Origin of the sequence: Streptococcus mitis, from assembly GCF_047464035.1 — a bacterium.
Lineage (GTDB): Bacteria > Bacillota > Bacilli > Lactobacillales > Streptococcaceae > Streptococcus > Streptococcus mitis_DX.
Window position 1 is genome coordinate 1 of sequence record NZ_JASHCQ010000051.1, and the last position, 1,142, is coordinate 1,142.

The following is a 1,142-nucleotide window of genomic DNA, read 5'->3' on the forward strand; positions in this document are numbered from 1 at the left end:
TTACCATTTTCATCAAGATATTCCGTTACAATCTGAACAGTTGAATCGCCATTTTGAGAAATGACTCCTCCACCATTTTGTGATTTAGGTGTTACCGTTACTGGTACTTCTACTGTAATAATACGACCATCCGGTAATTTTACTTTCACTTTAACCACTGGTTTTGCTCCAGGTGTTTCAGTTGTTGGGATTTTTCCTACTTCAACAATTTCCCATCCTTCTGGTAAATCGACTTTCTTCTTAACATCATCTTCTGTAATAGGAGTTCCAACTTCCACTACAATAGGTGTTACTTTCGGTGTTACGATTACAGGCACATCTACTTCAATAATCTCACCAGTTGGAACTTTGATTTTCACTTTAACGCTTGGTTTTACTCCAGCTGGAATTGTTGTTGGAATTTCTCCTACTTCTACAATTTCCCATCCTGGTTCTTTTGGTAAGTCAATATGACCTTTTACATCATCTGGTGTAATCGGTGTTCCTTGTGGTACAACTATTTGTCTAACAGTTGGCGTTACGATGACTGGTACATCAACTGTAATCTTACGTCCATCTGGTAATTCAATTTCCACTGGAACAACTGGTTTTGTTCCTGGAGTTGTAGTTGTTGGAATTTCTCCGACTTTTGTTACAGTCCATCCTTTTGGTAATTCGATATGTTTCTTAACATCTTCTGGTGTAACTGGTGTTCCTACAGGAACTACTACCGGTGTTACTTTCGGTGTTACGATTACTGGTATATCCATAGTTACTCGAATTCCATTTGGTAATTCAATCACAACTGGAATACTTGGTCTTTCACCTGGTATATCAGTTGTTGGTTTATCTCCAATCGAGATAACTTTTACTCCTTTTGGAATGTGTTTTTCAACATCCTCAGCAGTAATTGGATCCCCTTGTTTTTTAACAATATCCTCAATAGGTGTTACATTCACCGGTACTTCTACCGTAACAATTTTTCCATTTGGTAATGTAATTGTTACTTTCACTGGATCTTTCTTACCTGGTGTTGTTAAATCTGGGAGATCTCCTACTTTAACTGTTGCTCCTTCTGGTATCTTAATTTGTTTTAGGACATCCTCTGGAGTCAGTTTTTCTTTTGTTATTGGTGTTTCAATTGGTGTAATTGGTGTTACATT

The 1,142-nt window shown here is 37.3% G+C and carries 1 protein-coding gene; it reads right to left on the reverse strand.

Annotated features, from left to right (window positions below):
- Positions 1-1,142, reverse strand: a 1,142-nt coding sequence (locus QM818_RS08975) for a Rib/alpha-like domain-containing protein (RefSeq protein WP_414300178.1), incomplete at both ends; no start/stop codon positions are given.